23 protein-coding genes, 2 tRNA genes and 1 pseudogene are annotated in these 20,837 nt (G+C 70.7%); 11 read left to right on the top strand and 15 right to left on the bottom strand.

The window, feature by feature from the left end; translation table 11 throughout:
- Window positions 1-113 precede the first annotated feature (113 nt).
- Window positions 114-935 (top strand): xanthine dehydrogenase accessory protein XdhC, encoded by an 822-nt coding sequence (xdhC, locus tag FRW57_RS05175; protein WP_152185482.1) that lies wholly within the window; start codon window positions 114-116, stop codon window positions 933-935.
- Window positions 932-2,254: a guanine deaminase gene (guaD, locus tag FRW57_RS05170; protein WP_152185481.1), complete on the top strand. Its 1,323-nt coding sequence runs from the start codon at window positions 932-934 to the stop codon at window positions 2,252-2,254. The genes xdhC and guaD overlap by 4 nt, the downstream gene beginning before the upstream one ends.
- 20 nt (window positions 2,255-2,274) lie before the next feature.
- Here the strand turns inward: guaD and FRW57_RS05165 are convergent, their stop codons facing one another.
- Window positions 2,275-2,733, bottom strand: coding sequence for an Lrp/AsnC family transcriptional regulator (locus FRW57_RS05165; RefSeq protein WP_152185480.1), 459 nt, complete (start codon window positions 2,731-2,733; stop codon window positions 2,275-2,277).
- A gap of 109 nt (window positions 2,734-2,842) precedes the next feature.
- Between FRW57_RS05165 and FRW57_RS05160 the strand changes: the two genes are divergently transcribed.
- Window positions 2,843-3,457, top strand: coding sequence for a LysE family translocator (locus FRW57_RS05160; protein WP_137121777.1), 615 nt, complete (start codon window positions 2,843-2,845; stop codon window positions 3,455-3,457).
- 92 nt (window positions 3,458-3,549) lie between these two features.
- Here the strand turns inward: FRW57_RS05160 and FRW57_RS05155 are convergent.
- The 3 genes from FRW57_RS05155 to FRW57_RS05145 all read right to left on the bottom strand — a co-directional run bounded on the left by FRW57_RS05155 (window position 3,550) and on the right by FRW57_RS05145 (window position 4,864).
- Window positions 3,550-3,626: transfer RNA gene (locus FRW57_RS05155), tRNA-Asp, on the bottom strand.
- Window positions 3,627-3,648: 22 nt separating this feature from the next.
- Window positions 3,649-3,721, bottom strand: a tRNA-Glu gene (locus FRW57_RS05150).
- 117 nt (window positions 3,722-3,838) lie between these two features.
- The gene (locus FRW57_RS05145) at window positions 3,839-4,864 is read right to left on the bottom strand and encodes a PHP domain-containing protein (RefSeq protein ID WP_152185479.1); all 1,026 of its coding nucleotides are present in this window, start codon (window positions 4,862-4,864) and stop codon (window positions 3,839-3,841) included.
- A 151-nt stretch (window positions 4,865-5,015) separates the two neighbouring features.
- Here FRW57_RS05145 and FRW57_RS05140 point away from each other — a divergent pair, with 151 nt between their 5' ends.
- The 3 genes from FRW57_RS05140 to FRW57_RS05130 all read left to right on the top strand — a co-directional run bounded on the left by FRW57_RS05140 (window position 5,016) and on the right by FRW57_RS05130 (window position 7,656).
- Complete coding sequence (locus tag FRW57_RS05140; RefSeq protein WP_162308193.1) at window positions 5,016-5,612, top strand: ArsR/SmtB family transcription factor; 597 nt, start codon at window positions 5,016-5,018, stop codon at window positions 5,610-5,612.
- A complete protein-coding gene (locus FRW57_RS05135; protein ID WP_203230215.1) occupies window positions 5,609-7,021 on the top strand; it encodes an MFS transporter in 1,413 nt (470 codons plus the stop codon). The genes FRW57_RS05140 and FRW57_RS05135 overlap by 4 nt, the downstream gene beginning before the upstream one ends.
- Before the next feature lie 74 nt (window positions 7,022-7,095).
- On the top strand, window positions 7,096-7,656 hold the full coding sequence (locus FRW57_RS05130) for an SDR family oxidoreductase (protein WP_137121774.1): 561 nt from the start codon (window positions 7,096-7,098) through the stop codon (window positions 7,654-7,656).
- Between the two features lie 95 nt (window positions 7,657-7,751).
- Here the strand turns inward: FRW57_RS05130 and FRW57_RS05125 are convergent, their stop codons facing one another.
- From FRW57_RS05125 to FRW57_RS24980, 3 genes and pseudogenes are all read right to left on the bottom strand, one after another.
- Complete coding sequence (locus FRW57_RS05125; RefSeq protein ID WP_137121773.1) at window positions 7,752-8,288, bottom strand: maleylpyruvate isomerase family mycothiol-dependent enzyme; 537 nt, start codon at window positions 8,286-8,288, stop codon at window positions 7,752-7,754.
- 41 nt (window positions 8,289-8,329) lie between these two features.
- Complete coding sequence (locus FRW57_RS24330) at window positions 8,330-8,539, bottom strand: hypothetical protein (protein WP_238384696.1); 210 nt, start codon at window positions 8,537-8,539, stop codon at window positions 8,330-8,332.
- A gap of 32 nt (window positions 8,540-8,571) precedes the next feature.
- Window positions 8,572-8,697 (bottom strand): annotated as a pseudogene (locus tag FRW57_RS24980) (SDR family NAD(P)-dependent oxidoreductase); the annotation flags it as partial.
- 83 nt (window positions 8,698-8,780) lie between these two features.
- On the opposite strand from FRW57_RS24980, the gene mgrA reads away from it, so the two are divergent.
- Window positions 8,781-9,809 carry an L-glyceraldehyde 3-phosphate reductase gene (mgrA, locus tag FRW57_RS05115; RefSeq protein ID WP_137121771.1) on the top strand — a complete coding sequence of 343 codons (1,029 nt, stop codon included), beginning with the start codon at window positions 8,781-8,783 and terminating at the stop codon, window positions 9,807-9,809.
- On the opposite strand, the gene FRW57_RS05110 is transcribed toward mgrA, so the two are convergent.
- Window positions 9,798-11,072, bottom strand: a complete 1,275-nt coding sequence (locus tag FRW57_RS05110) for an MFS transporter (RefSeq protein ID WP_202911546.1) — start codon at window positions 11,070-11,072, stop codon at window positions 9,798-9,800. The two genes, mgrA and FRW57_RS05110, sit on opposite strands and share 12 nt — an antisense overlap.
- A 163-nt stretch (window positions 11,073-11,235) precedes the next feature.
- On the opposite strand from FRW57_RS05110, the gene FRW57_RS05105 reads away from it, so the two are divergent.
- A complete protein-coding gene (locus FRW57_RS05105; protein ID WP_152185478.1) occupies window positions 11,236-12,069 on the top strand; it encodes a M55 family metallopeptidase in 834 nt (277 codons plus the stop codon).
- Window positions 12,066-13,004, top strand: a complete 939-nt coding sequence (locus FRW57_RS05100) for an isoaspartyl peptidase/L-asparaginase family protein (protein ID WP_203230214.1) — start codon at window positions 12,066-12,068, stop codon at window positions 13,002-13,004. Before FRW57_RS05105 ends, FRW57_RS05100 begins: the two co-directional genes overlap by 4 nt.
- A 42-nt stretch (window positions 13,005-13,046) precedes the next feature.
- On the opposite strand, the gene pdxY is transcribed toward FRW57_RS05100, so the two are convergent.
- The 7 genes from pdxY to FRW57_RS05065 all read right to left on the bottom strand — a co-directional run bounded on the left by pdxY (window position 13,047) and on the right by FRW57_RS05065 (window position 18,677).
- Complete coding sequence (gene pdxY / locus FRW57_RS05095; protein WP_137121767.1) at window positions 13,047-13,901, bottom strand: pyridoxal kinase PdxY; 855 nt, start codon at window positions 13,899-13,901, stop codon at window positions 13,047-13,049.
- Between the two features lie 50 nt (window positions 13,902-13,951).
- Entirely contained in the window at window positions 13,952-14,878 is a 927-nt protein-coding gene (locus FRW57_RS05090) for a universal stress protein (RefSeq protein WP_137121766.1), read from the bottom strand.
- Window positions 14,879-14,906: 28 nt separating this feature from the next.
- Entirely contained in the window at window positions 14,907-15,800 is an 894-nt protein-coding gene (locus FRW57_RS05085) for a universal stress protein (RefSeq protein WP_162529268.1), read from the bottom strand.
- Between the two features lie 83 nt (window positions 15,801-15,883).
- Window positions 15,884-16,324 (bottom strand): adenine nucleotide alpha hydrolase family protein, encoded by a 441-nt coding sequence (locus FRW57_RS05080; RefSeq protein ID WP_137121764.1) that lies wholly within the window; start codon window positions 16,322-16,324, stop codon window positions 15,884-15,886.
- Window positions 16,325-16,356: 32 nt separating this feature from the next.
- The gene (locus tag FRW57_RS05075) at window positions 16,357-16,821 is read right to left on the bottom strand and encodes a pyridoxamine 5'-phosphate oxidase family protein (protein ID WP_137121763.1); all 465 of its coding nucleotides are present in this window, start codon (window positions 16,819-16,821) and stop codon (window positions 16,357-16,359) included.
- A 111-nt stretch (window positions 16,822-16,932) separates the two neighbouring features.
- Window positions 16,933-17,820 carry a universal stress protein gene (locus tag FRW57_RS05070; protein ID WP_137121762.1) on the bottom strand — a complete coding sequence of 296 codons (888 nt, stop codon included), beginning with the start codon at window positions 17,818-17,820 and terminating at the stop codon, window positions 16,933-16,935.
- Window positions 17,821-17,981: 161 nt separating this feature from the next.
- On the bottom strand, window positions 17,982-18,677 hold the full coding sequence (locus FRW57_RS05065; protein WP_137121761.1) for a DUF4389 domain-containing protein: 696 nt from the start codon (window positions 18,675-18,677) through the stop codon (window positions 17,982-17,984).
- Window positions 18,678-18,921: 244 nt separating this feature from the next.
- On the opposite strand from FRW57_RS05065, the gene FRW57_RS05060 reads away from it, so the two are divergent.
- Together FRW57_RS05060 and FRW57_RS05055 are read left to right on the top strand one after the other, a co-directional pair.
- On the top strand, window positions 18,922-19,548 hold the full coding sequence (locus FRW57_RS05060; RefSeq protein ID WP_137121760.1) for a CBS domain-containing protein: 627 nt from the start codon (window positions 18,922-18,924) through the stop codon (window positions 19,546-19,548).
- Complete coding sequence (locus FRW57_RS05055) at window positions 19,548-20,546, top strand: NAD(P)-dependent alcohol dehydrogenase (protein ID WP_137121759.1); 999 nt, start codon at window positions 19,548-19,550, stop codon at window positions 20,544-20,546. The genes FRW57_RS05060 and FRW57_RS05055 overlap by 1 nt, the downstream gene beginning before the upstream one ends.
- Window positions 20,547-20,837 lie beyond the last annotated feature (291 nt).

Below are 20,837 nucleotides of genomic sequence, written 5' to 3'. Positions count from 1 at the left end.
GGTCTACTGGGCGTTGGATGCGGCGCGCTGCGCCGACTCGGACGGCGGTCGTGCCCGGCAGGACCTGCACCCGCGGGCCGGCCGGACGCCCGCGCTGGCGATGGAGACCTGAGGTGCACTGGCTGCAGGCGGTCGAAAGGCTGCGTCGCGACCGCGAGGCCGGCGTCCTCGTCACGCTCATCGAGGTGCGCGGGCACGCGCCTCGTCGCGCCGGGGCCAAGATGGTCGTGGGCGCCGAGCAGGTCTGGGACACCGTCGGCGGCGGCAACCTCGAGGCGACTGCCGTCGAGCGGGCGCGCGAGATGCTCGCCGCGGGCGCCCGCGACCCAGAACAGCTGGAGCTCGGGCTGAGCGACAAGGCGCCGAGCCGGCACGGGCAACAATGCTGCGGCGGCGAGGTCACTGTGCTGCTCGAACCGCTGCGCGTGGTGCCTGCGGTCGCCGTCTTCGGGGTCGGACACGTCGGGCTCGAGCTGGCCAGGATCCTCGCCCGGCACGACGTCGAGCTGCACCTGGTCGACAGCCGGGCGGCCCAGGTCTCCGACGAGCGCCTCGCCGTCCTCGCCGACGCCACCGCTCAGGTGCACGTCCACCACTCGCCCGTGCCCGAGCTCGTCCTGGGGCAGGTGCCGCGCGGCACGCACGTGCTGATCATGACCCACGACCACGCCGAGGACGCAGCCCTGTGCGACGTGGCGCTGCGCTGCGCCCACCTGGGCTCGATCGGGCTGATCGGGTCGCCCGCGAAGTGGAGCCGGTTCCGCGGGCGGCTGCTCGAGGAGGGCCACGGCGAGGCCGACCTGGCCCGGATCACCACTCCGATCGGCTCGCCGGGCATCACCGGCAAGGACCCGGCGACCATTGCCGTGAGCGTGGCGGCAGAGCTGGTCCGGGTGTTCGAGGCGGACCGCGCGAGCAGTGGGGTGCGGCGATGACGCTCTACCGTGCCCGCGTCCTCGACACCCCCGACGACCCGTTCACCGGTGGCGAGCTGCGCGCCGACGACGATGCCGGGCTGGTCGTCCGTGACGGGCAGATCGTGGCCCGGGGCGCCTATGCCCAGGTGCGTGGAGACCATCCGGAGGACCACGTCGTCGACCTGCGGGACGGCATACTGCTGCCGGGGTTCGTCGACACCCACGTCCACTTCCCGCAGGTCAGGGTGATCGGCGGCCTGGGGATGCCGTTGCTCCGGTGGCTGGACGAGCGCGCCCTGCCCGAGGAGGCTCGGCTGGCCGACCCTGCCTACGCGCGAAGCGTGGCAGCCGAGTTCGTGCGGGGGCTGGTCGAGGCGGGGACGACCACGGCGCTGGTCTTCGGCGCGCACTTCGCCCCGGCGGTCGACGAGGTCTTCGCGGAGGCCGCGCGGGTGGGGTTGCGGATCACCAGCGGCCTCGTGGTGAGCGACCGGCTGCTGCGACCGTCGGAGCTGCTGACCTCTCCGGACCGGGCCTATGAACTCTCGTGCGAGCTCGCCGGCAGGTGGCACGGCGTCGGGCGCGCACGTTACGCCGTGACCCCGCGGTTCTCCTACTCCGCCACGGACGACCTGCTCGACGCGTGCGCCTCCGTGCTGAAGGACGTGCCCGGGTCGTGGTTCACCTCGCACGTCAACGAGAACCTTGCGGAGATCGCCCGGGTGGCCGAGCTGTTCGACGACGCGCACGACTACGTCGACACCTACGACCGGCACGGTCTCGTCGGGCGACGGTCCGTGTTCGCGCACAACGTGCATCCGACCGACCGCGAGCTGTCGATCCTCGGGGCCGAGGGCGCCACGGTGGCGCACTGCCCGTCCAGCAACGCGTCCCTCGGCAGCGGGTTGTTCCCCCTGCGGCGCCACCTCGAGCACGGCGTGCGGGTCGCGCTCGGTTCCGACGTGGGCGGTGGCACCGGGTTCTCGCTCCTCAAGGAGGGGCTGCAGGCCTATTTCGCGCAGCAGCTGATGGGCGAGGAGGGTATGCCGTTGGGCCCGGTGCACCTGCTGCACCTGGCCACCGCCGCGGGCGCGGCGGGTCTCGGCCTGGCTGACCAGGTCGGAGACCTGGACGTCGGCAAGCAGTTCGACGCGGTCTGGGTGAGCGCGGCTGAAGGGAGCACCCTCGACGTCGGGCTCCGGCACGCTCGGGACGCCGAGAACGCGTTGGCCACGGTGTTCGCGCTCGGTGGGGTGGCCGACATCGCGGCAGTGTGGATCGCGGGGGAGCCGGTGCACCGGCCTCGGCAGCGCACCGGCCTGCGCCTGGGGGCCTGACTCCCTCCGCAGCCGTCGGCTCAGGCTCGGGTGGGGAGCGCGCGCGGTTCGACGACCTGCTTCATCACGATGGTGGAGGTCAGTCGTTGGACACCCGGCAGGAGCGCGAGCTGGTCGTCCTCGAGGTGCTGGTAGCTCGCAATGTCCGCGGCCGCGACCCGCAGCAGGTAGTCGGGGTCGCCGAACAGGCGCTGGGCCTGCGTCACCGCGGGGATCTCGCGCACGGCCTCCTCGAACGCCAGCAGAGTCCGCCTGTCCTCCTGCCTCATGGTGACCGACACCAGGACCTCGAATCCGAGGCCGACGGCGGCGGGGTCGAGCACCGCGCGGTAGCCGCGGATCGTCCCGCTGCTCTCGAGCTCGCGCAGCCTGCGGTGGCAGGGCGACAGGCTCAGGCCCACCCGGTCTGCGAGCTCGGTGATGGTCAGCCGGCCGTTCTCCTGGACCTCCGCAAGGATCTGTTGATCAATCGCGTCCATGGCGGAGATTCTTCCATGGAATGAGTGGGTCGAGGCTGAACTCGCAAACAGTTCGGGGCACAGTGCGCCCATCTTCTCAAGAGGCGGTGAAGTGGGAAGGGATGTTGTGATGGCGGTCGCATCGGTGCTCGCGTTCTGGGGGACGGCGCTGCTGCTGATAGTCGCCCCGGGACCGGACTGGGCCTTCACGCTTGACTCCGCGTTGCAGGAGCGCTCGGTGCTGGCCGCCCCCGCCGGGCTCACGCTGGGCTACACCGCCATGACGCTGGTGGTGGCTGCCGGGCTCGGCACCGTGCTCGCGGACTCCCCGGTGGCACTGACGGTCCTGTCGGTGGGAGGGGGTCTCTACCTGATGTGGCTCGGCGCCACAGGCCTGGCCGGTCACCGCCCGCCGGCCTCGCGGGGCCGATCACTCGGCTCCGATCACGCCGCCGTGCTCTCCGGGGTCGGCGTCAGTGGGCTGAACCCGAAGGCGCTGCTGATCTTCGTGGCGCTGCTGCCGCAGTTCGTCGACCCGTCCCGGGGTTGGCCCCTGGCGGTCCAGTTGACCCTGCTGGGCCTGCTGTTCACGGTGACGTGCGCACTGTTCTACCTGTGCCTGGGCGCCTTGGCGCGCCGGGCGTTCGTGTCCCGGCCCGGCGCAGCGCGGGTCGTGAGCCTCCTCTCGGGACTGTCGATGCTGCTGATCGGCGGCGCCCTCGTGGTGGAGCGACTGATCGCCTGACCGAAGAGGACGGGCAAGGTGAGGGGGCGTGGCGGGTCGGCGACACCCTGAGACGGGTGTGGCCCGCAGACCTGGTGATCTGCGGGCCATGGTGGCGACCCCGACCGGGCTCGAACCGGCGACCTCCGCCGTGACAGGGCGGCGCGCTAACCAACTGCGCTACGGGGCCTTGGGTAAGGCCTTGAACTGCGTATCCCCAACGGGATTCGAACCCGTGCTACCGCCGTGAAAGGGCGGGGTCCTAGGCCGCTAGACGATGGGGACCAGGAACGACATACTCGATCAGGCCCCTCGCCGCCAGCGAGCAGCAGCTCGGATCCGTCGAGGACTCCGAAAGCATAGGGGACACCCCGACGAAACTCCAAAGCGGCTGCTGCGTGGCTACCCGGGGTTCGCCCAGGCCAGCAGCCGGTCGCGCTCCCACGTGTTGACCACCCGTTCGGCCGGCACGCCGAGCTGCTGTGCCCGCGCGCACCCGTAGTCGAGGAAGTCGAGTTGTCCGGGGGCGTGCGCGTCGGTGTCGATGGAGAACAGGCAGCCCTGCTCCAGCGCCAGCGAGATCAGCTCGTCCGGTGGGTCTCGCCGCTCGGGCCTGGAGTTGATCTCGACCGCGACGTCGTGCTCGGCACAGGCCGCGAACACCGCCCCGGCGTCGAAGTCGCTGCGGCCGCGGATGCCGCGTTCGCCGTCGACGAGCTGCCCCGTGCAGTGGCCGAGCACATTGGTGCGCGGGTTCTGGACCGCCGCGACCATCCGCCGGGTCATCGCCGCCTTGGCCATCTTGAGCTTGGAGTGCACCGAGGCCACCCGCACGTCCAGCCTGGCCAGCATGTCGTCGGTCTGGTCGAGGCTGCCGTCGTCGAGGACGTCGACCTCGATGCCCTTGAGCAGGGTGAAGCTGCCCTCCAGGTGCTTGTTGATCGCGTCGATGACGCCGAGCTGCCTGGTCAGGCGCGCGGAATCGAGCCCGTTGGCGACCTTGAGCCGCGGCGAGTGGTCGGTGAGTACCTGGTAGTCGTGGCCCAACTCGATGGCGGTCATGACCATCTCCTCGATCGGCGAACCGCCGTCGGACCAGTCCGAGTGCGAGTGCAGGTCCCCGCGCAGGGCCGCTCGCAGCTCCTCACCGCCGGTGGCCAGCGGTCCTCTCGACTTCTCCTCGAGCGACTGCAGGTATGCCGGGTGCTCACCCGCGAGGGCCTGCTCGATGACCGCTGCGGTCGCCTTGCCGACCCCCGGAAGGTCGCCGAGGGTTCCGGCCTCGGCGCGGCTGCGCAATTCGTCGGGCTCGGTGTCGGCGACCGTCTGGGCCGCTCCGCGGAACGCCTTGACCCGGTAGGTGCCGGCGCGGGAGCGCTCGAGCAGGAAGGCGATCCGGCGCAGCGCGTCGAACGGTTCGAGAGCCATGGCCCGACGCTACCCGCCCCCGCGGGCTCCCCGTTGACCACTGCCCACGAGCGGGGTGGCTCACAGAGAATCCTGTGGTTCGCGGGGGTCGCCAAGAGAAATGTGCAAAGAGGCTTGTGCAAAGAAACCTTTGCGTTCTACCGTAAGGCGCATGTCACCGACACCTCCCCCAAAGGCGTGGCACCCTGACCCGGAACGCGACGTGGTGCTCAACCACACCGTCCTGCGCGCCCTCTCGCACCCGATGCGCAACCAGCTCCTGGGTCTGTTGCGCCGCTTCGGCCCCTCGACCGCCACCGGTCTCGCCCAGCGACTGGGCGTCAACAGTGGTGCGACGAGCTACCACCTGCGCCAGCTCGCCGACGCCGGCCTCATCGTCGAGGCCGAAGGGCACCGCAGTGGTCGCGAGCGGTGGTGGAGCTCGGCACACCGGGGCACCTACTTCGACCAGGACCTGTTCGAGGAGGAGCCCGAGCTCGCCAACGCCTACCTGCGAGGCAATGCGCAGGTCTACGCCGAGTCGATGCTGCGCTACATCGACGAGATCCCGTCGCTGCCCAAGGCGTGGCAGCGTGCCGCCGAGATGTCGGACTTCGCCTTCCACCTCACGCCGAGCCAGCTGACCCAGATGCTCGACGAGGTCAGAGCGGTGCTGGGCAGGTACCGCACCGAGGACGACGGTCCGCACCCCCGCGGGTCACGGCCGGTGACGGTGCAGCTGCAGGCCTTCCCCAGGGAGGGGCAGTGAACCGCGGAGTCGGCGCCAGCACACCAGTGGGCGGTGAGCAGGACACGCAGCGCCGACGAGGGCGACCAACCAGCCAGGGTGGCGCCGAGGGACGGAACCGGACCCCGCTGTGGGCGTTCCTCGCGGCCAACGTGGTCTCCATCTCGGGCACCCGCGTCAGCGCGATCGCCATCCCCTGGCTGGTGCTCACGACCACCGGGTCGGCGACCAAGACCGGCCTGGTCGTGGTCTTCGAGATGACCCCGCTGGTCATCACCAAGGCGCTCGGCGGCCCGATCATCGACCGCATCGGACCGCGCCGCGTGAGCGTGGTCGCTGACCTCGCCAGCGCCGTCCTGGTCGGGCTCGTCCCGCTGTTGCACGTGCTCGGGCTGCTGAGCTTCCCGGCACTGCTGGGGCTCGTGGCTCTCGCCGGCGCTGCGCGCGGACCCTCGGACGCAGCCAAGGGCACCCTCGTCCCCGACATCGCCGAACAGGCTCGCGTGCCGATCGAGCGCGTGACCGGGCTCGAGAGCAGCACCGACCGCACAGCCACGATCATCGGACCGGCCGTGGCCGGCCTGATCATCGCCCTCGTGGGGGCCGCGAACGCCCTCGTCATCGACGCCGCGTCCTTCGCGGTCTGCGCGATGCTCATCGGACTCTGGGGACCGGCACGTCACCTCGACGAGACGGACGACGACGCACCACCCGAGACCTACCGGCGGCAGCTGCGCAGTGGCTGGGACTTCCTGGTCCACGAGCCGCTCATGCGCAGCATCACGGCGATGATCTTCGCGACCAACCTCCTCGACATGGCCTTCATGTCGGTGCTGCTGCCGGTGTGGATCATGGACCACGGCTACGGCACGACCCAGATCGGCCTGATCGGCTCGGTCTTCGGCGTGACCGCCACGATCGGGGCACTGCTCGCGGCCGCACTAGGCGAGCGGCTGCCACGTCGGATCACCTATCTCGTGGCGTTCGCGATCGCGGGTTGCCCGCGGTTCATCGCCCTCGCGCTGGGCGCCCCGATCTGGCTGATCCTCGGCATCTGTGCCGTCGGGGGCTTCGGCGCCGGCTTCATCAATCCCATCATCGGCGCGATCTACATCTCGCGGATCCCGCGGCCGCTGCTCGGCCGGGTGGGTTCGCTTGCCGAGTCGATGGCGTGGGCCGGGATGCCGCTCGGTGGCATCGCGGCCGGCGGGGCCGTTGCCGTGGTCGGTCTCGCGCCCGCTCTGCTCCTCGCCGGTGGCATCTACTTCCTCGCGACGACCCTGCCCGGCCTGCTGCCGCAGTGGAAGGAGATGGACGAGCGCCGCACCCCAACGCCGCCCCCGGCCGGGCACGGCTTCCCCGAGCCGGCTGGGGTCCCGGACCCCGAGAGCGCTCTCGGCGTGGGTGTCCGGTCAGACGGGATCGCCTGATCCCGAGCGGCGCGGTCCGGCTTCGCGGTCGAATCGGCTTGCGATGACGTCGTGCTGGGGTGAGACTCGCCGGCATGAGCACCGACCGTCCGATCGCCCTGGTGACCGGAGTGGGCCGCACCGCCGGAATCGGCGCGGCCGTCGCCCTGCGACTCGCCTCCGACGGCTGGGACGTCGCCACCACCTACTGGGCAGCGTATGACGACCGGATGCCTTGGGGACGTCAGGTCGCCGACGTCGACGAAGTCGGAGCAGCCCTGCGCGACAACGGCGCTCGCTCCCTCAGCGTCTCGGCGGACTTCGAACGCCCTGAGGCTCCCGCAGAGGTGTTCGACCAGGTGGAGCGTGACCTGGGACCCGTGACCGCGCTCGTCATGTGCCACTGCGAGTCGGTGGACTCGTCCCTCCTCGACACGAGCGTGGAGAGCTTCGATCGGCACAACGTGGTCAACCCCGGGCCGGTCGACACCGGCTGGATGAGCGACGAGCTGCGTGAGCAGATCGCTGCCGCCCAGCCGCGGGGGCGCGGTGGCCGGCCCAGCGACACCGCAGCCCTCGTGTCATTCCTCTGCTCGTCCGAGGGCGAGTGGATCAACGGTCAGCTGCTGCACAGTGACGGAGGCCTGCACGCCTGACGACCCGTCGGTCAGGGAGGGCCCTCCAGAGGCGCTTGGCGGAGGAGTCGTCCAGCCCGGAGAGCACCTGCTCGGCGGCGACCGCTAGATCGGCCTCACGTGACCCGGCCGAGCAGGTGCAGGGCATGGAGCCAGGGATCGGAGTCGTCTCCGTCCACGACAGGGGCGAACGGGGCGTCCACGGGGCGCTGCGTCGGGACCAGTTGCGCCTGGCGGGCGACGAGGTCCACGAGGGCGGGGGCGGGGCGGTGGGGAGGGCCGGTGATGTCCCAGGTGTGCACGACCGTGTCGAGCGTCTGGAACCCCAGCACCGCCTCGCCGGTGTGCCGCGTCTCCGGCCGCACCTCGACGAGGCGGATCCGGTCGGCCGGTGACGTGGCGGCCTGGCGGAGGGTGTCCACCGATTGCGCCCACTGGTCCACCGTCCGCGGGGCGTAGGCGTCCTGCGGCGCGTCACCGTCCGCGAGGGCAGCGGCGAACCCGAAGTTCTGGCCGGTCATGTGCTCGACGAGCTTGCGGACGCTCCAGCCGGCGCAGCGGCTGTCTCGGCCCCAGTCGGAGGAGTCGAGCGCGTCGATGACGGTGGTCGCGTCGTCGAGCGCCTGTCGATGGAGATCGCGGATCGAGGTCACGCTTCATCATGCCTCCCGTCGAGCGACGGGGGGCAAGGCTTTTAGCTCACGAGAGAACTCCGGAACTGCCGGCGCATCGCGGCATCCCAGACGCGGTCGCCGCCGAACCGGCGCAACGCGATCAGCGCGCGTGCCATCGGCGTGATGACGTAGCGGCTGCGCGGGTGCTCGGCCTCCAGGGCCTTGAGCACGACGCTCGCCACGCGCTCCGGGGTCGAGGCCCGCAGCGCGCTCGCGTAGGTGCGCGCCATGCGAGGACCCGGCAGCCCCTGTCGGCGAGGCGGGCCAACGTCTCGGCTCTGCGGGCAGTCGCGTAGACGTTGTGGCCCGCCCGCACGAGCAGCTCGGCGGTGGCCGCGTCGATGCCCGAAGAACAGCCGGTGATCAACACAGGAGAGGACGCTGCCATCCCTCCACTGTGACAGGTGGCGCCGCGCTGCCCAGCCCTTCCTATGCTGGCCGCGCTGGCCGGCCCTTCCTATGCTGAGGGTCATGAAGAGCTACGAGGCAGCCGAGGACCGTTACGAGTCGATGCAGTACCGCCGGTGTGGCGCGAGCGGGCTGCAGCTCCCCGCCATCTCGCTGGGCCTGTGGCACAACTTCGGCAACGACAAGTCGATCGACACCCAGCGCGACATCCTGCGTCGCGCCTTCGACCTCGGCATCACCCACTTCGACCTCGCCAACAACTACGGACCGCCCTACGGTGAGGCGGAGCGCAACTTCGGCCGGTTCCTGCACGAGGACTTCGGGCCCTACCGCAACGAGTTGGTCATCTCGACCAAGGCGGGCTGGGACATGTGGCCGGGTCCCTACGGCATCGGCGGCTCGAGGAAGTACCTGCTGTCCTCGCTCAACGACTCCCTGCACCGGATGGGTCTGGACTACGTCGACATCTTCTACAGCCACCGGGCCGACCACGAGACTCCCGTCGAGGAGACGATGATGGCCCTCGACCAGGCGGTCCGGTCGGGCAAGGCGCTGTATGCCGGGATCTCGTCCTACTCGGCGAAGCGCACCAAGGAGGCCGCCACCATCGCGCGCGACCTCGGCACCCCGCTGCTTATCCACCAGCCGTCCTACTCCATGCTCAACCGCTGGATCGAGCAGGACCTGTTCGACGAGCTGGAACGGCAGGGCATGGGGTGCATCGTCTTCTCGCCGCTCGCGCAGGGGCTCCTCACGGACCGCTACCTCGACGGCATACCCGAGGATTCCCGTGCGGCGCAGGGGAAGTCGCTGCTTCCGGAGCACTTGGACGAGTCAGTCCTCAAGCACGTCCGGGCACTCAACGAGATCGCCGGGCAGCGCGGTCAGAAGCTGGCGCAGATGGCATTGGCGTGGTGCCTGCGGGACCCGCGCGTGACCTCGACCCTGATCGGCGCCTCGTCGGTCGAACAGCTCGAGACCAATGTCGCTGCGCTCCAGGGCCCGAGGTTCACGGACGAGGAGCTCGCGGCGATCGACCAGGACGCGGTCGAGTGCGGCATCAACCTGTGGGCCGAGTCCTCACAGGACTGAGCCTTGTCCGGTCACCGGCCCCGGTCGCTCGGGGGCGGTGCCCGGCCCCACGGGTGCCGTGTCCTGCTCGCGCCGCAAGGTGCTCGCGGCTGCGAGCGTGAGCAGTGTTGCGAGCGCTCCGGCGGCCACCGTCACCGCAAAGGCCGGCGTCTGCCCGCCCCAGTCGGCGAGCCTGCCGGCGATGCTCGATCCCACCGCGTAGCCGAGGCCGGTGGTCGCCGCCAGGGCGGTCATCGCGGCGCCGGTGCGTGACTGCGGGGTGATCCGCTCGGCGAGCGTGAAGACGCTGATCATGTAGGGCGCGATGGTCACCCCGAGGACCGCGAGTGCGGGAGCCAGCGTCTTGAGGCTGTCGACGAGCAGCAGAGGGGTCGACAGCACGAGCAGACCGAGCGCGAAGACTCGCAGCCGGCTCTCGTAGGCGAACCAGTCGGGCAGCCGCACCACGCACAGCCCGGCTGCGACGCTGCCGACGCCGAGCAGGGCATGCAGCAGCCCGGTGAGCCCCGGCACACCGGCGTTGGTGGCCAGCACCGAGGTCGCGGTCTGGACCGAGCCGAAGACCGTGCCCACGATGAGCTGGGCGACGACCAGCACGAGCAGTGCCGGGGTGAACAGCCGTCCCGCAGCCTGCCGGGGCGGCTGGTGCGCCCGGGTGAGGGTTGCTGTGGGGTGCAGGGCGAAGAGGGTGCCGAAGACGGCGAGCAGGACCGCGGCGGCGATCAACGCGGCGGCCGGGGCGACGAGGGCCGTGGCGATGCCGACCAGCGCCGGACCGAGGACGAAGGACGCCTCGTCGGCGGCACCCTCGTAGGAGAACGCCGCGTCGACCAGGCGACGCTGCTCCGTCCCCGTCTCACGGGTGATCGGGCGCCATCGCACCCGGGCCAGTGGACCGACCTGCGGCATCATCAGGCCCGCTCCCGCCGCGACGGCAGCCTGCACCGGCCACGCCACCTCCAGGTGCGCGAGGACGACGAGGGCGACGAGCCCTGCCGCGCCGGCGACGGACTGGACGAGCACCACCGGTCGCTGGCCGACCCGGTCGGCCAGCGATCCCGCGACCGGGGCGCCGGCCGCGTTGGCCATGGCGAGCGCTCCTGCGGACGCACCGCCGGCGCCGTAGCTGCCTGTCGAACCGGCCACCAGCAGCAGGGTGCCGAGCTGGCTCATGGCCAGTGGCAGCCGTCCGAGGAAGGCGATGAGGACATAGAGGGGGCCGGAGAGGGAGAACAACCGGCGGTAGGACGCGACGGGCGACACGTTGACGGAACTCCAGGGACGTGGATGGGCGCGTCTTCCCACCCAACAGACGCGTGTGTAGCCCTTAGCGTCCGCCAGTCTACCGGCTGTTTCGTCGCGAACGTGACGGCACGGCATACGCTCGGACTCGTTCGACCCGGGACCAGCCGCGAGAGGAGAGCCGATGAGGGTCTACCTGTCCTTCGACTTCGAGGGAGTGGCCGGCATCGTCGACTGGTCACAGTGTCGACCGGGCGGCGAGGGCTACGAGATCGGCTGTCGGCTCGTGCTCGGCGAGGTCAACGCCGCGATCGAGGGCGCGTGTGCGGGCGGCGCGACCGAGATGGTCGTCAAAGACGCCCACGGCGCGATGCACAACCTGGACCCTGCCGCGCTCGCGGGGCGGGCGACCTACGTCTCGGGCCGGCACAAACCCCTCTACATGATGGAGGGGCTTGACGAGTCATTCGACGTGGTCTTCTTCATCGGCTACCACGGCTCGATCTCCGGCCGTTCCTCGACGCTGTCGCACACCTACAACCCCGAGGTGTTCAGCGAGGCCCGGGTCAACGGACAGCTCGTGGGGGAGAGCGGTATCAACGCCCTGGTGGCGGCGCACTTCGGCGTCCCGATCGGGCTCGTGACCGGGGACGCGGTCACCCAGCAGGAGACCGCGCCGTTCGCTCCGTCGGCGGTCCAGGTGGTCACCAAGGAGTCGGCCACCCGGTTCGCCGCGGCAAACCTCCACCCCGAGGACGCGCGTGAGCTGATCCACGACGCGGCCAGGGCCGCGGCCGAGCGGGCCCGCGCGGAGGAGCTCGAGGTGCCGCCGATCGCGACGCCGGTGCGGCTGGACCTCATGGTGCAGACGGCCGACATGGCAGAGGTCGGCAGCTGGGTCAAGGGTGCCGAACGGATCGACACCCGGGTGATCCGCATCGAGACCAACGACCTGCTCGCGGCGTTCCGGTCGTTCGTGGCCGTCAACTACCTGACCCGTCAGGCAGGTGGGAGATGACCAATCCCCAGGAAAGGCAACCCATGCAGTCATTCCACCTGTCTCCCACCGGCGGGCCCGCCCTGGTGATCCACGGCGGGGCAGGCGCGTGGTCGAGTGAGCTCAGCCTCGAGGCGTCCGGCAGCTACCAGAGCGGGCTGGCCGACGCCGTGGCGGCGGGAGCCGATGTGCTGGGTCGTGGGGGCACCGCCCTCGATGCGGTGACGGCGGCGGTCGTCAGCCTCGAGGACAACCCGCTGTTCAACGCCGGACGCGGGGCCTCCCTCACCACGGCCGGCACGGCCGAGCACGACGCCGCGGTGATGGACCACGAGGGCCGTGCCGGCGCGATCGCGGTGAGCCGGTGCGCCCGCAACCCGGTGCTGGTGGCTCGCGCCGTGATGCAGCGCACACCGCACGCGTTCATCGTCGGGCCGAGCGCGGACGCGGTGCGGGGGTGGGGGCTGGAGACCGCGGAGCCGGACTACTTCGTCACGCCCGCGCGCCAGAGGCAGCTGGAGGACGTGCTGGCTGCCCGCACCGAGGCGTCACGGTCCGGCACGGTCGGTGCGGTCGCGGTCGACGGACGCGGGCGCGTGGCCGCGGCCACGTCCACGGGTGGCATGGTCGGTCAGAGCGAGGGCCGGGTCGGCGACTCACCGGTCATCGGGGCGGGCACCTACGCTCGCGGCGACACGGCGGCGATCTCGTGCACGGGGGAGGGTGAGGCCTACCTGCAGGGAGTCGTGGCCCACGACATCGTCAGCCGCATGCGGTATGCCGGGTCGTCGCTGGAGCAGGCAGTCACCGTGACGTATGACGTGGAGCTGGAGTCGCGTTCGGCCACGGGCGGCACGATCGCCGTGACCCCGGCCGGTGAGGTGCTGATTGCGCACAACAGCCCCGCCATGTTCGCCGGTTACTGGAATCCGGCAGGCACGCGCGTCTTCGCCTGAGGCCTGCCGGTCGCGGTTTCGACAGACGGTTACCGCTGCAGGTCACCGCACGGGGGTGACGTTGAACTGCATGCGAGGGTGGGCGATGGCTTCTTGCGCCTGCACCAGCTGCAGCTCGCGCCGGCCAGAGTCCAGAGTCGTCTGCAGGATGTCGAAGATCGAGGACACGGTGCGGCCCAGCGCTTCGTCGAGGCGGCCCGTCTCGAGGTGGTGAGCAGTGAAGAGCGCGGCCGTGACGTCACCGGACCCGTTGGCCTTCAAGGGAAGCAGGGGTGTCTGGACGATCCAGGCTTCCTCGCCGTCGGCCGCCAGCATCTCGATGGTGCCTTCGGGCGCGTCCGGCCGCATCAGACTGGTCACCAGCACCGTCCGCGGGCCCATGTCCCGCGCGGCGCGGATCGAGGCGAGCGTCTCGTCGATCGTGTGGGGATCGGTCTCGGTGAGGAAGCCGAGCTCGAACTGGTTCGGGGTGATCAGGTCGGCGTGCGGCACGACGCTCCTGCGCAACAGGACCGGGATATCGGGGTGGACGAAGCAACCGCTCTTGGCGTTGCCCATCACCGGGTCACAGGCGTAGATGGCCGCCGGGTTGGCCGCCTTGACCTCAGCCACCGCGTCGATGATGACGCCACCGATCTCCGTCCCGCCCTGGTAGCCGGACAGGACGGCGTCGATCTCCGGCAGGGCCCCACGCTCGCCCACGCCGGCGATGACGTCGCGCACGTCCTGCGCTGGTAGGACGGGACCGCGCCACCTGCCGTAGCCGGTGTGGTTGCTGAAGTGAACGGTGTTCACGGGCCACACCTCGACGCCGATGCGCTGCAGGGGAAAGACCGCAGCGCCGTTGCCGACGTGGCCGTAGGCGACCGAGGACTGGATGGAGAGGATCGTCGTCACGGGGTGGATCCTCCCACGCCCGTGCTCGGCGGCCCGCAGCAAAGGGTGGCTCAGCGCACCACCGCGACCGACGAGCTGGCGCGATGGAGCACACAGCGGCTGACCGACCCGAGCAGCAGTCGCTGGAAGCCACCGAGGCCACGGGCGCCCACCACGACGAGCTCGGCGTCGGCGGAGCCGTGGACCAGCGCATCGACCGGTCGGTCGTTGACCGCTTCCGCGGTCACCTCCAGGCCCGGGTGGGCGCGCCTGACCTGCTCGGCAGCGGTCGCGGCCACCTTCTCCGCCTGAGCTGCCATGGTCTGCTCCCACTCCTGCAGGACGTTGGCCTCCCAGTAGACCGACTCCCAACCCATGACCGGCGCCTCCTGCCAAGCAGCGACCACGTGTAGCGGTGCGTGTCGTCTGGCGGCGAAGGCCGCGGCATACTCGACAGCCTTGTCCGAAGAGCTCGACCCGTCGACGCCGGCAATGACGCCGCGCGGTGCAGGTCGCGGACCGGGCGCGCCGCGGACGACGACAACCGTGCAGCGGGCATGGGTGACCGTGGCAACCGACACCGATCCGAGCAGCGCACTGGTCACGGCACCACGGCCGCGGTGCCCGACGACGACCGCCGCTGCAGTCTCGGACGCCTTCGTGAGGGCCGAACCGGCGTTGTCATTGACGATCTGGCTGGTCACCCTGGACCGGTCCAGGGTCTTGGCGGCCAGCAGCTCGGCCTCGTGGCGTGCGCCCTCCACAGCAGCCACGAGCGGTTGTGGCACTCCCGGAGCCAGGTCACCCGACTGCGCGATCCAGGCGGGATAGAACGCGGCGAGGACGATGTGCAGGTCTGCATCCAGCAGGTTCGCCTCGGCCGCTGCCCACGCCACCGCCTCTCCTGCGGGCGGCGATCCGTCGAAGCCGACGACGAGGTGACGTGTCTGGGGCAGCGACCCCTCGCGGGCGATCCGGCTCGGGTCAGGGGTGGTCATCTGGTCGGTTCCCTTCTCGATGCCCTGGTCAGCGGTATTCGAAGGCGGGCGAGCTCAGCGACCGCTCGCCGGGCCCGGAACGCGTGGGGCGCCCGGTGACCGGTAGCACGAGCACGTCGCACCGCGATCGCCGGACCGTCGCACCGCCGACCGAGTCCTGGGTGAGGTGCCCGACGGGCGAGGACCCACGTGAACCGATGACCAGCAGGTCTCCCGGGGCGGCCTGGTCGGCCAGGGCCGCGGCCGGTTTCGCGACGAGGTGCACGACGCGGCAAGGGATCTCGCGACAGTGCCCGTTGAGGGCAGCCCACGTTTCGTCCATGGCGGGCTCGAGCTCCTCGGCCGAGGCCACCGCGCGGACGACGACCACGTCCCAGCCCCGTAGCTCTGCCTCGGCGAGTGCAGGGGGCATCAACTCGGCGTCCTGCGGTGCGCCGCTGAACCCGACGACCACGGCCGGCCGACGGTGATCGTCGGCCTTGACCGAGGGACCGGCCAACAGCACCGGGCACCGGAACAGCCGGTCGAGGGCACGAGCCGTGGATCCCCAAGCGGTGGAGCTTGGGGCCAGGACGTCTGCCCCACCCACCACGAACAGGCGCGCGCGCGAAGCGAGCTGGTTGAGACGCTGCGAGTGCAGGTCGGCAACGGTCATGATCTGGACGGCAACGGACGGGTCGGTGTGGTTGGCTCGCCACCACGCCCGCTCCGCGATGCTCTTGGGGTCGTCAGCAGGCGCAGGCTGCAGCGGCGAGGGCGCGCCGGTCCGCTGGTGGGAAGGTTCCGCGTGCGTGGCGAGCAACGCCAGCGGGGCACGGTAGCGCGCCGCCTGCCTCGTGGCCGCAGCCACGGCGTCCTGGCTGACGGCCGACCCGTCACACCTCACCACGACCGGTCGCGCACTGGGCTTGGTCAACGTCATACCTGCTCCTTCATTGCTCTGTGAAGCCGCTCGCAGCCCGTAGAGACGAGTCGCCGATGCCGGGCCGGGGCCGTTGGACCGGCTCATCGCGCGGACGCCGGCTCGAGGACCTCGTCGGGGGCCGAGGCGGTCACGACGGGGCAACGTGCGTGGGTCCGGCAGTAGCGGGCCGTCCCGCTCGAAGCGCCTCGCGTGTCGGCGCCGACGACGAGGGCTGTGGCCGTGGCGCTCCGCTCGACCAAAGTCCGACCGGGATGGCCGCTGAGCACCTCGAAGGCCACGGGGATGCGGTGCTGGCCACGCAGCGCCCGCAGCGCGATCCCGAAGGTGGCGGAGCCCGCGTCCTCGTGCGCGTGCGCGGTGAGCACCTGCACGAAACGGACTCCGCACTGGCGGACGGCCGCCAACCGGACGGCGGCCCGGGCGACTCTCGCCGCCGACCCGTCGTTCACCAGACCGGCGACCACTTCACCGGCGGCGGTCGAAGGGCGTGAGGGACGGGGTGCGGACTGCTGCTCGGTCATGTAGCCATCGTGCCCAGCCGCCCTCGGTCGGGTTAGGGCCGAAGGTCCCTTGCGTCTTGTTCCTCCGGCGACGCAGAGTGGATCTCTCGCCCCGCGACGCGCTGTGGCGTGATCACGATCCAGAACATGTTCTCGGCCGCGGGGGCCCATGTCTGCAGCTGAAGCGAGCTCAGCCGATGCCGCTCATCGAGGTCATGCACGATGGTGGCGTGCCCCTGGAGAAGGACGCTCCAGCCCCAAGAGCGGGACGTCTCGTGTCCATCCACCTCGAAGGCCATCGGGCCCTGATCGGCGGCAACCTGGAGCTTGCTCCCCCAGGTGGTCTGGAAAGCGATGCGCTCGCCGACGACGAGGTGGTTGACGGGCAGGATGACCACCTCGTCGTCCGCGGCGAAGGCGACCCGGCCGACAGGCTCCTTCCGGATCCGGTCGAAACACTCCGCCCGGGTGAGGACGACGAGGCCCCTTCGGTCCTGCGTCGGGCTGTCGTCAGCCATGTCGGTCCCTCGCTGTCGGTCGGCCAGTCCATCGTCACACGTCGCCTCCTGCCGGGCTGGACGGGACCGTCGACACGATGGCAGTGCCGCAGACTCGAGGTCCTGTCGTCGTCACTCCTGGTGGTGCGCCGGGCGTATGACGGCCACCGGGCAGGCGGCTCGGGCCAGGACCGCGCGGCTCACAGACCCCAGCAGCAGGCTGGTGAATCCACCCAGTCCGCGACTGCCCACCACGAGCAGGTCCGCCTGGCGCCCTTCGTCGAGCAGGGCCTCGACGGGGTGCGCCCGGAGGATGTGCTCGCGGACGTCGACGTCCGGGTACTTGCTGCACCATCCTGCAAGCGCCTCGGAGACCATGGCCTGTCGCTCCTGGACCATGGCTTCGTGCTGCTCCTTGGAGAGGGCCAGCGTGGCCAGGCCGTCGACCAACTCCTCGGCCCAGGCGTGGACGGCGGTCAGACCCACCGAGCGCGAGGACGCCTGCTCGAAGGCGTAGCCGACTGCATCCTGGCAGTTCGCCGAGCCGTCCACCCCGACCACGACGCGAGGCTGGCCGGGAGCAGCGACCGGGTTGCCACGCACCACGACGACGGGGCACTGGGCATGCGCGCTCACCTGGGCAGAGACCGAGCCCAGGAGCGCCTGCTTCGCCGGGCCGCGGCCACGCGCGCCCATCGCGACGACCTCGGCATCGTGGGAGAGGTCGATCAGTGTCTTGGCCGCGTGGCCCACCGCTGAGTCGGACGACACCACCACTCCCGGCGCCTGTCGTCGCACCCGGTCGACCCGCTCCTCGAGCAGCTGGTCCTGGATGTCGATCAGCTCGCGTGGCACCGGCGCTCGAGCCATCAGCCACCAGTCGTCCACGCCGCGGGCGTGCACCAGGTGCAAGGGGAGATTGCGGCGCCGGGCCTCGTCGACGGCCCAGTCCAGGGCGAGGTCGCTGGCTTGCGAGCCGTCGATGGCCACCACGACGCTGCGACGCGAGGGAGTGTTCATGGGAGTGCTCCTTGCTGCGAGTCCTGAAGACGACGACGCAAGTTCGTCTGATCACCACGGTCGTCGACGGGCGAGCCGGTGTGCAGGGCCATTGGTCCCCTTACCGACGAGCGCCCTTTCCGGGCCGGGAGCAACATGGTGGCCGTTTGGCGATCTGGTGGTCAGGACGGGAAGGTCACACCTCTGGAGTCGGCTTCGTCCCCGCCCTGGTCGAGTCGGAACGGTGGGTACTCGTCGGTCATCAGCGCCACATAGCCCGCGACTCGCAGCACCCAGCGATTCATGCCGAGGAGCAGGTCGAAGAGGGGTTTCGGGTAGCGCCCGGTGAACAGCAACACGGCCGCTGCCAGTGTGGCAAGCAGGGCTATCAGGCTGGCCCCCGCGGACCACGGCGAATCGAGCTGGCCGGCGCCGTGGCTCGCGGTGTAGAAGCCGCCTCCGAGGAAGAACGCGAGCACCAGGTAGTGCGGGATCGCGAGGAGCCACCACTTGATCAGGACCAGCCCGCGGGACAGGTGCGGGGGGTAGTCCACCTCGAGGTGGGTGGGGTAGTCCGGCTTCTCCCGAAGAGAGAAGGGCGGGTACTGGTCGGTGGCCAGCGCGCCATACGCGTAGTAGGCGACTCGCCAGCTCCATCGCAGGACACCGACGTTGAACTCGAAGATTCGCCGGGGGTACCGACCGGTGACGACGATCGCGAAGAATGCGGCGACGCTGAGCAGGATGAAGGCAGGCCACAAGAAGCCCAGCACCACATAGTGCGGGATGACCAGCAACCACTTCACGAGCCACAGCCCTCGGCTGACTCCCGGGTCCAGCCTGGCCGTCACCCGCACCGGATAACTCGACGTGATCATGGCGCTCTCCCCTCCAAAGTCGTGGTGCTTTGACACTGCTCGCGCGACCCCCGGGTGAGCAGTGCCGAACGTCCCGCCGTGGAAGCTCTCAGTGCATGAGGCCGGCAGGCGTGCCCCGCAACAGGGCGGGACCTTCGGCCCTGCCGCGGGTCCGCGGCTGGCCGGATGCTGGCGAGGAGCCGGATCGCCGCCGGACCCGCCGGTCTGCCGGTGATTCCGGGGCAGCCCAGGAGAGGACGCGGCCATGTTGGTTCGTGAAGTGATGACCCAGCCGGCGCTCAGTCTGCCGGTCGGCGCGACGATCGACGAGGCGATGCGATTGTTGGTCAGTGCCAGGATCTCGTGCCTGCCGGTCGTGGACGAGCGCGACCGCGTGGTGGGTGTCGTGAGTGAATCCGACGTCCTGCGAGACCCTCTCGAGCCAGACCCCCGCGCGCACGCACGATCATCCGTCCCCCCGCCACCCCGGCATCACCAGGTCGAGTCCGTCATGACACGTGGCCCGTTCACGACGCATGAGCGAGCCGACGTCGCCGACGTCGCGGCCGTCTTCGCCGAACGCGGTTGGAAGAGCATCCCGGTCGTGCACGATGACCGTCTGGTCGGCGTGATCAGCCGCAGTGACGTGGTGCGCGCGCTGTCCCGCTGCGACGAGGAGATCCAGGCGGACGTCAGGCTACGGCTGGCGTCGGACGGGCTGCCCGGCTGGCGAGTGCGGGTCTGCGACGCGGAGGTGACCGTCAGCGGCGTGCGTTCGAGACGGGATGCCAGCCTGGCCGAAGCCGTCGCGGCGTCCGTCCGCGGCGTCCGGAGAGTCGTGGTCCTGCCACCCGAACAGACCGCCGTCACCACCCAGATCGGGAGACGGTGATGCGCGCAGCGTTGTTGGACGGGTATCGCACGGACCTGGAGGTTCGCGACCTACCTGTGCCGGAACCCGGTCCGGGGCAGGTGTTGGTCCGCGTGGGAGGGGCTGGACTGTGCCACTCCGACCTGCACCTCGCGGACGGGGACATCCCCGTCCTCCCCTCCTTCCCGTGGGTGCTCGGCCACGAGGTGGCCGGCTGGGTGGAAGCGCTCGGGCGCGGAGTCCGCGGTGTCAGTCACGGCGAGCCGGTTGCCATCTTCGGCGGCTGGGGGTGTGGGACGTGCAGGGTCTGTGTCGGGGGCAACGAGCAGCTGTGCAACACGACCTCGTGGTTGGGGATCGGTCACCCCGGCGGTTTTGCCCGGTATGTCGTGGCCCCGGTGCGTCACCTGGTGCCCCTTGGTTCGTTGGATCCTGTCGCCGGCGCCCCGTTGACCGACGCCGCCCTCACGCCCTATCGGGCGGTCCGCAAGGCGCTGCCCCGGTTGGTGCCCGGATCGACCGCCGTGATCATCGGCTGCGGCGGACTCGGGCAGATGGCCGTGCAGTTGCTGTCCGTCCTGTCCCCGGCGCGAATCGTGGTCATCGAGCCGTCCGAGCGCCGCGGTGGCATGGCGCGGGAGCGCGGCGCCGCCGAGGTGTTCCATCCCGACGACGAGGCGGTATCGGGCCTGGGCGGCGAAGCCGACGCCGTGCTCGACTTCGTCGGGAGTGACGGCACGCTGGCCATGGCGGGTTCGTTCGCCGGCGTCGGGGGCCTGGTCGTGATCCTCGGCATCGCCGGGGGCTCCCTCCCGGTGAGCTTCTTCGCCCCGACTGCCGAGGTCGAGGTGACCACCAGCTACTGGGGCAACCGGGCCGAGCTGGAGCAGGTGATCGCCTTGGCTCAGGCCGGTCGGATCAGCGTGCCGGTGCACGAGATGGACCTCGCGGCAGTCAACATCGCGATGAAGCAGCTGCGAGCCGGCGAGGTCGACGGCCGGATCGTCCTGATTCCCTGACGGCGCCGCGCAGCTCGGCACTCGAGGTGCCGGCCGGCAGTGCCAGCGCGGAATTGCGATTCAGACCCCTAGCTCCGGTGGCGCCCAGGGATGTCGACAAGGACGGGAGCGGGTGTGGCCGGGCCGCTTCTCAGGCTCGGACCACGGCCACCGGGCAGGCGGTCCGGTGCAGCGCGGCGCGGCTGACCGAGCCGAGCAGGAGCGGGTGCCGGAGTCGGTCGTGTGGGAGAAGCCGGGCAAGAAGGGCCCGCTGCGGATGCAGAAGGACTACCGGATCGTGCCGCGCGGGGT

Source organism: Segeticoccus rhizosphaerae (assembly GCF_009192725.1).
In the GTDB taxonomy this organism is placed as follows: domain Bacteria; phylum Actinomycetota; class Actinomycetes; order Actinomycetales; family Dermatophilaceae; genus Segeticoccus; species Segeticoccus rhizosphaerae.
This window is presented reverse-complemented; position numbering and strand designations above follow the sequence as displayed.

Excerpts from the sequence above, each read along its gene's own strand:
- FRW57_RS05160 (WP_137121777.1), top strand. The coding sequence starts at position 2,843 with ATGGCGGTCGCATCGGTGCTCGCGTTCTGGGGGACGGCGCTGCTGCTG.
- FRW57_RS05165 (WP_152185480.1), bottom strand. The coding sequence starts at position 2,733 with ATGGACGCGATTGATCAACAGATCCTTGCGGAGGTCCAGGAGAACGGC.
- FRW57_RS24330 (WP_238384696.1), bottom strand. The coding sequence starts at position 8,539 with ATGGCGCGCACCTACGCGAGCGCGCTGCGGGCCTCGACCCCGGAGCGC.
- guaD (WP_152185481.1), top strand. The coding sequence starts at position 932 with ATGACGCTCTACCGTGCCCGCGTCCTCGACACCCCCGACGACCCGTTC.
- FRW57_RS05075 (WP_137121763.1), bottom strand. The coding sequence starts at position 16,821 with ATGGCTGACGACAGCCCGACGCAGGACCGAAGGGGCCTCGTCGTCCTC.
- FRW57_RS05090 (WP_137121766.1), bottom strand. The coding sequence starts at position 14,878 with ATGACCACCCCTGACCCGAGCCGGATCGCCCGCGAGGGGTCGCTGCCC.
- mgrA (WP_137121771.1), top strand. The coding sequence starts at position 8,781 with ATGAAGAGCTACGAGGCAGCCGAGGACCGTTACGAGTCGATGCAGTAC.
- FRW57_RS05070 (WP_137121762.1), bottom strand. The coding sequence starts at position 17,820 with ATGAACACTCCCTCGCGTCGCAGCGTCGTGGTGGCCATCGACGGCTCG.
- FRW57_RS05140 (WP_162308193.1), top strand. The coding sequence starts at position 5,016 with ATGTCACCGACACCTCCCCCAAAGGCGTGGCACCCTGACCCGGAACGC.
- FRW57_RS05145 (WP_152185479.1), bottom strand. The coding sequence starts at position 4,864 with ATGGCTCTCGAACCGTTCGACGCGCTGCGCCGGATCGCCTTCCTGCTC.
- FRW57_RS05100 (WP_203230214.1), top strand. The coding sequence starts at position 12,066 with ATGACCAATCCCCAGGAAAGGCAACCCATGCAGTCATTCCACCTGTCT.
- FRW57_RS05130 (WP_137121774.1), top strand. The coding sequence starts at position 7,096 with ATGAGCACCGACCGTCCGATCGCCCTGGTGACCGGAGTGGGCCGCACC.
- FRW57_RS05080 (WP_137121764.1), bottom strand. The coding sequence starts at position 16,324 with ATGACCGAGCAGCAGTCCGCACCCCGTCCCTCACGCCCTTCGACCGCC.
- FRW57_RS05105 (WP_152185478.1), top strand. The coding sequence starts at position 11,236 with ATGAGGGTCTACCTGTCCTTCGACTTCGAGGGAGTGGCCGGCATCGTC.
- FRW57_RS05055 (WP_137121759.1), top strand. The coding sequence starts at position 19,548 with ATGCGCGCAGCGTTGTTGGACGGGTATCGCACGGACCTGGAGGTTCGC.
- FRW57_RS05060 (WP_137121760.1), top strand. The coding sequence starts at position 18,922 with ATGTTGGTTCGTGAAGTGATGACCCAGCCGGCGCTCAGTCTGCCGGTC.
- FRW57_RS05085 (WP_162529268.1), bottom strand. The coding sequence starts at position 15,800 with ATGACGTTGACCAAGCCCAGTGCGCGACCGGTCGTGGTGAGGTGTGAC.
- FRW57_RS05065 (WP_137121761.1), bottom strand. The coding sequence starts at position 18,677 with ATGATCACGTCGAGTTATCCGGTGCGGGTGACGGCCAGGCTGGACCCG.